The sequence below is a fragment of the Xanthobacter autotrophicus genome, assembly GCF_030015065.1.
GTDB classification, from domain to species: Bacteria; Pseudomonadota; Alphaproteobacteria; order Rhizobiales; family Xanthobacteraceae; genus Xanthobacter; species Xanthobacter autotrophicus_D.
Genome location: NZ_JAIVFN010000164.1, coordinates 1 through 7,197, shown reverse-complemented (window position 1 = coordinate 7,197; position 7,197 = coordinate 1). Strand labels below are relative to the sequence as shown.

General features: G+C 69.1%; 6 protein-coding genes. 2 read left to right on the top strand and 4 right to left on the bottom strand.

Annotation, left to right across the window (positions count from 1 at the left end; translation table 11 throughout):
* Window positions 1–112: 112 nt before the first annotated feature.
* The 4 genes from K9U40_RS21130 to K9U40_RS21115 form a co-directional block, all read right to left on the bottom strand.
* Entirely contained in the window at window positions 113–922 is an 810-nt protein-coding gene (locus tag K9U40_RS21130) for a transporter substrate-binding domain-containing protein (RefSeq protein WP_282892088.1), read from the bottom strand.
* Window positions 923–1,179: 257 nt separating this feature from the next.
* Window positions 1,180–2,541, bottom strand: coding sequence for a S41 family peptidase (locus K9U40_RS21125; RefSeq protein ID WP_282892089.1), 1,362 nt, complete (start codon window positions 2,539–2,541; stop codon window positions 1,180–1,182).
* Window positions 2,538–3,923, bottom strand: coding sequence for a murein hydrolase activator EnvC family protein (locus K9U40_RS21120; protein ID WP_282892087.1), 1,386 nt, complete (start codon window positions 3,921–3,923; stop codon window positions 2,538–2,540). Before K9U40_RS21120 ends, K9U40_RS21125 begins: the two co-directional genes overlap by 4 nt.
* A gap of 92 nt (window positions 3,924–4,015) precedes the next feature.
* Entirely contained in the window at window positions 4,016–5,920 is a 1,905-nt protein-coding gene (locus K9U40_RS21115; protein WP_282892086.1) for a M3 family oligoendopeptidase, read from the bottom strand.
* A 213-nt stretch (window positions 5,921–6,133) separates the two neighbouring features.
* On the opposite strand from K9U40_RS21115, the gene K9U40_RS21110 reads away from it, so the two are divergent.
* Entirely contained in the window at window positions 6,134–6,862 is a 729-nt protein-coding gene (locus K9U40_RS21110) for a response regulator (RefSeq protein ID WP_282892085.1), read from the top strand.
* A 95-nt stretch (window positions 6,863–6,957) separates the two neighbouring features.
* The coding region (locus tag K9U40_RS21105) for a hypothetical protein (RefSeq protein WP_282892084.1) at window positions 6,958–7,197 on the top strand (240 nt) is incomplete at its 3' end.

Here is a 7,197-nt window from a genome sequence, read left to right as displayed (position 1 = left end):
CATTCAGGTCGCGCCGCCCTCCCCACCCTGCCCTCCCCCGCAAGCGGGAGAGGGTTCGCATTGCACCAGCGGCACGGCGGCCGGACCCGGGGCGCGCGTGGAACTCAGATCCTCACAGATCAGCCGGAAGCGACGCGCCGAGCCATTTCTGCGAGATCTTCTCCAGCGCGCCGTCCGCCCTGGCGGCGCTGATGATGGCGTTGACCTTCTCCAGCAGCCTGGGCTCGTCCTTGTTGAGGCCCACATAACAGGGGGAATTCTTGATCAGCACCTTCACCTGCGGCTTCTTCGGCGGGTTGCGGGCGAGGATGGCCGCCGCCACCACGTTGCCGGTGGCCACCACCTTCACCTGGCCGGACAGGAAGGCCGAGATGGTGGAGTTGTTGTCCTCGTAGCGCTTGATGTCGGCGGTGGGCGGGGCGACCTTGGTCAGCTCCAGGTCCTCCACCGAGCCGCGGGTGACGCCCACGGTCATGCCGGCGATGTCCTCGATCTTCTCCACCTTCACGTCGGCGGGGCCGAAGATGCCGTTGAAGAACGGGGCATAGGCCACCGAGAAGTCGATCACCTTCTCCCGGTCCGGATTTTTGCCGAGGCTGGAGATGACGAGGTCCACCTTCCTGGTCTGAAGGTAGGGGATGCGGTTGGCACTGGTCACCGGCACCAGTTCCGCTTTCACGCCAAGGCCCTTGGCGATGAGGTTGGCCACGTCGATGTCATAGCCCACGGGCTTGAGATCGGTGCCCACCGATCCGAAGGGCGGGAAGTCCTGCGGCACGGCGATCTTGATCACGCCGGCCTTCATGATGTCGTCGAGGGCATCGGCGCGCGCCGCGGTGGGCAACACCGCCGGGACCAGGGCGCCGAGAAGCGCGCCGGCGGCGAATGCCTTCCGAAGGAAATTCCTGCGATCTGCGCGCATGTTGCGCCTGCCTCCCTCACACGGCGCCACGCGCCTTTAGACCAAAGGCTGAGCAAGGGCCATGCCAGAAGGCTCCGGCAACGGGCGGACCGGGGGCGGGCGCCGGAAGGGGGCCAGGACGGCGGGTTTCGGCGCGAGCAGGCCGGTCGTGGCCGGTCGCGGCACAAAGAAAATGCCCCGCCCGATGTCTCGGACGGGGCATCTGCATAATTCCTAGGCGCCCGGCTTCCGGGCAGCGGGCTCCGCAGGAGCGGGCCTCAGTTCGCCTGCGAGGCCTTGTTCGGGCTCGCGGGGAAGGCGGCGTTCTTGACGGTGCCCTTCATCAGCTCGACGGCCAGCTTCAGCTGGGTGTCGTCCTTCGGGTCCGGCGGAACGTAGGACGGCGAGCCGGTGGCTTCGTCGTCGCCGTTCTTGAGGTGGCCCTTCAGCGAGGCCTCGCCGCGGGTGGTGTCGGCGGCGGCGCCGAGCTTCTGCTTCATCTCGTCCGGCAGGTCCTGCACCAGCACGATGTCCGGCTCGATGCCCTTGGCCTGGATGGAGCGGCCCGACGGCGTGTAGTAGCGCGCCGTGGTGAGGCGCAGCGCGCCCTGCTGGCCCAGCGGGATGATGGTCTGCACCGAGGCCTTGCCGAACGAGCGCGAGCCGAGGACGGTGGCGCGCTTGTGGTCCTGCAGGGCGCCGGCCACGATCTCCGAGGCCGAGGCCGAGCCGCCATTGACCATCACGATCACCGGCCGGCCCTTGGTGAGGTCGCCGCCGCGGGCGTTGAAGCGCTGCGTCTCCTCGGCGTTGCGGCCGCGGGTGGAGACGATCTCGCCGCGCTCCAGGAAGGCGTCGGACACCGCCACCGCCTGGTCCAGCAGACCGCCGGGATTGTTGCGCAGGTCGAGGATGTAGCCCTTGATCTTGTCCGGGCCGATCTTGGCGGTCAGGTCGTCGATGGCCTTCTTCAGGCCCTCATAGGTCTGCTCGTTGGTGAAGGAGTTGAGGCGGATATAGGCGATGTCGTCCTGCTCGATCCGCGAGCGCACGGTCTGGATCTTGATGGTGTCGCGCACCAGCTTGACCTCGATGGGCTTCTCCACCCCCTTGCGCACGATGGTCAGCGTGATCGGCGTGTTGACCGGTCCGCGCATCTTGTCCACGGCCTCGTTCAGGGTCAGGCCCTGGACCTGGTCATTGTCCAGCTTGACGATGAGGTCGCCGGAGAGCAGGCCGGCCTTGCTGGCCGGGGTGTCCTCCATGGGGGTGACCACCTTCACCAGGCCGTCTTCCATGATGACCTCGATACCGAGGCCGCCGAACTCGCCACGCGTCTGCACCTGCATGTCGCGGTGGTTCTTCGCGTCCATGTAGGAGGAATGCGGGTCAAGCGACTGGAGCATGCCGTTGATGGCCGACTCGATCAGCTTGGCGTCGTCGGGCTTCTCGACATAGTCCGAGCGCACCCGCTCGAACACGTCGCCAAACAGGTTGAGCTGCTTGTAGGTGTCCGAGGACGCAGCCTCGGCGGCGGTGCCGAGGAAGAGGGGAGCCAGCACCCGGGGCTGCACCGCTGCAACGGCCACGAGGGCGCCAGCCGCCACGCCGAAAAGAAATAGAGACGTCCGACGCATTATCCACGTACCTTCTGACTGTCCGTTGCGGCCCACCACGGGGTAGGATCAATCGAGATCCCGTCTTTTCGGAACTCGACATATAATTGGGGCTGTCCCAAGGCTGCCCCCGGCTCATTGCCAAAACGTAATCCGGCGGCCGGAACCCCTACCGGCACAGGTACCGCCGAGCCTCGCGCCGCCGTGGGTCCGGCGCTGCGCGACAGGCCGCCCATCACCCCCACCGGCTCGCCCGCCAGGACGAACTGGCCGAGGTCCACGGTGATCCGCTCCATGCCCGCCATCAGAATATGGTATCCGCCGCCCGTGTTGATGATCAAGAGTTGTCCGTAGCTGCGGAACGGACCGGCATAGACCACCCAGCCGTCCGCCGGCGCGCTCACGGGGGCCCCGGCGCGGGTGGCGATGGTCAGGCCCTTCTCGGCCCCGCCCACGCCGTCGGAGGCGCCGAAGGTCTTCACCGTCACGCCGGCAACCGGCATTGGCAGCAAGCCCTTAGCCTGGCTGAACGCAATGGCCGGCGTAATGCGCGCCGGATCCCTCAGGGCGGCGAGGTCCGGCTTGCCGGGCTCGACGGGCCGGGTCACGGCCTTGGCGGCATCGGCGGCGCGGGCGGACGGGCCGACTTCCGTCTCCAGCCTCGTCACGAGATCGTGCACGTCGGCGGTGGACTTCGCCACCGTCTCGGCCTGGCTCCTTTCCGACTGCGGTACCGGCTGCTCTTCCGCCTGGCGGCGCTGACGTTCCGTCACCAGCCCCGACAGGCGCTTGCGGTCGTCGTCCAGCTCGGACCTGAGGCGGGACAGGCTGTCGCGGGCGGCGGTCAGCTCGCCGCGCACGCGGGACAGGTCCGACAGATCGGCGGCCAGCGTCTCCGCCTCCACCCGCAATTCCGGCAGCAGCGCGCCGAGGAGGATGGCCGAGCGCACCGCGTCCAGCGCATCGTCCGGGCGCATGAGCAGGGCGGGGGGCGGCTCGCGCCCCATGCGCATGAGGGCAGCCAGCACCTGGGCGAGGACGCCGCGCCGCCTGGCAAGGGACGCCGACAAATCCGAGGCCGAGCGGTCGAGCACCCCGATCCGGCCCTCCACGTCGATGAGCTGCTGTTCCACGGCGCGGGTGCGGGTGGCGGTCTCCACCAGCAGCTGGTTGAGCCGGGCGCGGTCGCCCTTGGCGGCCTCCAGCTCCGCCCTGAGGCGCTTCTGCGCCTCCTCGGCGCCGCGCAGGTCGGATTTCAGCGCATCGGTGTCGAGGCCCGTGCGGCCCGGCGCGGGGGGTGGCAGCGGAACGGCCGGAGCGCCGCCCGGCTGCGCGCGCGCCGGCGTCGCCGCCGGCGGAAGGCCAAGCAGCATCGCGGCGAGGAGCAGGACGGCCCTTGCGGTCATGGCCCCGATCCTCGGGGAAACAGGGTTTAGGAGACGTAAAGCTTCAGCGGCGGTGCGCCGATCCGGCAGGGTTTCCCCCGCCGGATGCGATTTCACCCCTCCATGCGCTCCAGCTCGGAGATCATTCCATCAATGAGGGACAGGCCGGTCTGCCAGAAGGCCGGGTCGCGGGCATCGAGGCCGAACGGGGCGAGCAGCTCCGCATGGTGCTTGGTGCCGCCCGCCGAGAGCATCGCCAGATACCGGTCGGCGAAGCCGTCCGCCGCCTTCTCGTAGACCGCATAGAGCGAGTTCACGAGGCAGTCGCCGAAGGCATAGGCATAGACATAGAAGGGCGAGTGGATGAAATGGGGGATGTAGGTCCAGAAGGTCTCGTAGCCGGCGCCGAGATGGATGGCCGGGCCGAGGCTTTCGCCCTGCACCTTCATCCAGATCTCGCCGATCTTGTCGGCGGTCAATTCGCCCTGCCGGCGCTCGGTGTGGACGTGGCGCTCGAAGGTGTAGAAGGCGGTCTGGCGGACCACCGTATTGATCATGTCCTCCACCTTCTGGGCCAGCATGATCTTGCGGGCCTTCGGGCTTTCGGCGGCCTCCAGCAGGCGGCGGAAAGTGAGCATCTCGCCGAACACGGAGGCGGTCTCCGCCAGCGTCAGCGGGGTGGGCGCCATCAGCGCGCCCTGCCGGGCGGCCAGCACCTGGTGCACGCCGTGGCCCAGCTCATGGGCCAGCGTCATCACGTCCCGCGGCTTGCCCTGGTAGTTGAGCAGCACATAAGGGTGCGCGGAAGGGACGGTCGGGTGGGCGAAGGCGCCCGGGGACTTTCCGGGGCGCACCGGCGCGTCGATCCAGGACTTGTCGAAGAAGGTCTTCGCGATGTCGGCCATCTTCGGCGAGAAGGCGCCGTAGGCCGAAAGCACCGTGTCCCTGGCCTCGCCCCAGGCGATGTCGCGGGTCTCCACCTTGGGGAGCGGAGCGTTGCGGTCCCAGAACTCCAGCTTGTCCTTGCCGAACCAGCGGGCCTTCAGCGCGTAATAGCGATGCGACAGGCGCGGGAAGGAGACGCGGATCGCCTCCACCATGGCGTCCACCACCTCCTTCTCCACCCGGTTGGCGAGGTGGCGGGAGGAGGCGACATCCTCGAACCCGCGCCAGCGGTCGGAGATTTCCTTGTCCTTCGCCAGCGTGTTGGTGATGAGGGAGAACAGCCGCAGATTCTTTGAGAAGGTATCGGCCAGCGCCAGGCCGGCGGTCTTGCGCACCTCCTCCCTCGGGTCCTGCATCAGGTTGAGGGTGGGCTCGATGGCGAGCTCCTGCCCGTCCACGGTGAAGCGCAGGGACGAAATGGTCTCGTCGAACAGGCGGCTCCAGGCCCCGCGGGAGGGGTTGGACTTCTCGTGGAACAGCTGCTCGATCCTGTCCTCAAGCTGGTAGGGCTTGTCCTTGCGCAGGTCCTCCACCCACGGGCGGTAATAGCCGAGCGCGGGATCGGCCATGGCGGCCTCAAGGGCCGCGTCGTCCAGCCGGTTCATCTCCAGCGTGAAGAACAGCAGGTGCGTGGAGGCGTCGGTCAGGCGCTCCTGGATGTCGCCGTAGAACTTGGCGCGGGCCGGGTCGGAGGTATCGCCGGCATAGATGAGGCTGCCATAGGAGGCGATGCGGCCGAGCAGGTCGTCGATCGCCTCGTAACGCGCCACCACCGCGCCCAGCGCCGCGCCCGCATCGGGCGCCGCCAGCATGTCGGCGAGCTTGCCCTTGTAGGCCGCCTCGAACGCCTTGCACTCGGCGTCCGCTTGATCGAGATCCGCCTTCAGCTCGGGCGACTCCATGGACGGATAGAGGTCCGCGAGGTTCCATTCGGGCAGGCGCTCGGCGGCAGGCGCGGCGGTCGCGGTGGCCGGGGCGCCGAAGCAGGCGGACCGGCGGGCGACGGCGAACGCGCTCTCGAAATCGGCCGAAAGAACGGGACGGGCGTGCGGGCGCAACGATGTCTGGAACATGAATCCTCCGGAACCGGGCGACGCCGCGCGGCTCGCACCGCGGGCGCCGGTCTTCGCCGGACAGAATCGCCGCAATGGGCCGGCGCCGCAAGCCGGCCCCGCCGCGCCGGCGGGAATGCAGGTGCCGCAACGGGCCGGAAGGGGCGAAGGGGTTCTTAACCATCGCCCGCCAAGCTCGCGGTGATTCTTCCTGCCTGCCGTGTGCGATCCCCGATGACCCTGTCCCTGCTTCTGGTCGAAGACGACCCCGTCGAGGCGCGCCGCCTCTCCGGCGCCCTCACCCATCTCGGCTATGACGTGGCCCTCGCCGAGGACGGCGACGCGGCGCTGGAGCACCTTGGGGTCCGGGTCTTCGACGTGGTGCTGCTGGACCTGGTGCTGCCGGGCCTCGACGGCATGGGCGTGCTTGGCGCCATGGCCGCCCGCGGCATCGTGGCGCCGGTGGTGGTGCAGGTGACGGCCGCCGGGCTCGATGCCGCCGCCGATGCGATTCGCGCCGGGGCCCGCGATTTCGTGGTGAAGCCCGCCGGGGCGCTGCGGCTCCAGGTGGCGCTCGCCAATGCCGTGGCCCTGGGCCACGGCGCCGTGCCGGCATCGCGGCCGGAACGCGCCCTGCCGGACAATGTGGTGCCATTCGTGCCGGCGGGCGCGGCCACGCCCTTCGCCCCGCCTCCCCGGCGCGGCGCCGGAACCGCGGACGAGGCTGGCATCGCCTATGCCCGCCTCGAGGCCGCCGGCCATGCCCGCCGCCTGGAGCAGATCGAGGCGGAAGCCATCCGCTTTGCCTGCCATCTTTATGGGGGGCGCATGGCGGAAGTGGCCCGCCGCCTCGGCATCGGACGTTCCACCCTCTACCGCAAGCTCGCCGAACTGGATCCGGACACGGTAGGCCGCAACCGCGAAGCGGAACCATTGGCTCCGCAATTTGTTGCCGCCGAGTGACAAGGCAGTGAAAACCTTGACCCGCTCAAGCTTGTGAGTTGATCGCAACGCCGGAGCACGGCACCAACGGGCGGGGTTGTGGCGAGGAGAAGGCCATGTTCGGGGCCAATGGGTATGGGGCCGGTGGAGTTGGGGCTGCGCGGCGCCCGCATCGGGACGAGGGGGTGTGCGGCACGCTTGCCCGGCTGATGGCCGCGGGGCTTGTCGGCGCCTGCCTTGCCGCCTCGGCCGTCAGGCCCGCCATGGCGGAGCAGCCCGATCCGCCCGCCACCGCGCCCGTTACCACCAATGCCGGCATGGGCACGGGGGATGCCCCCCTCACCACGCCATTGCCC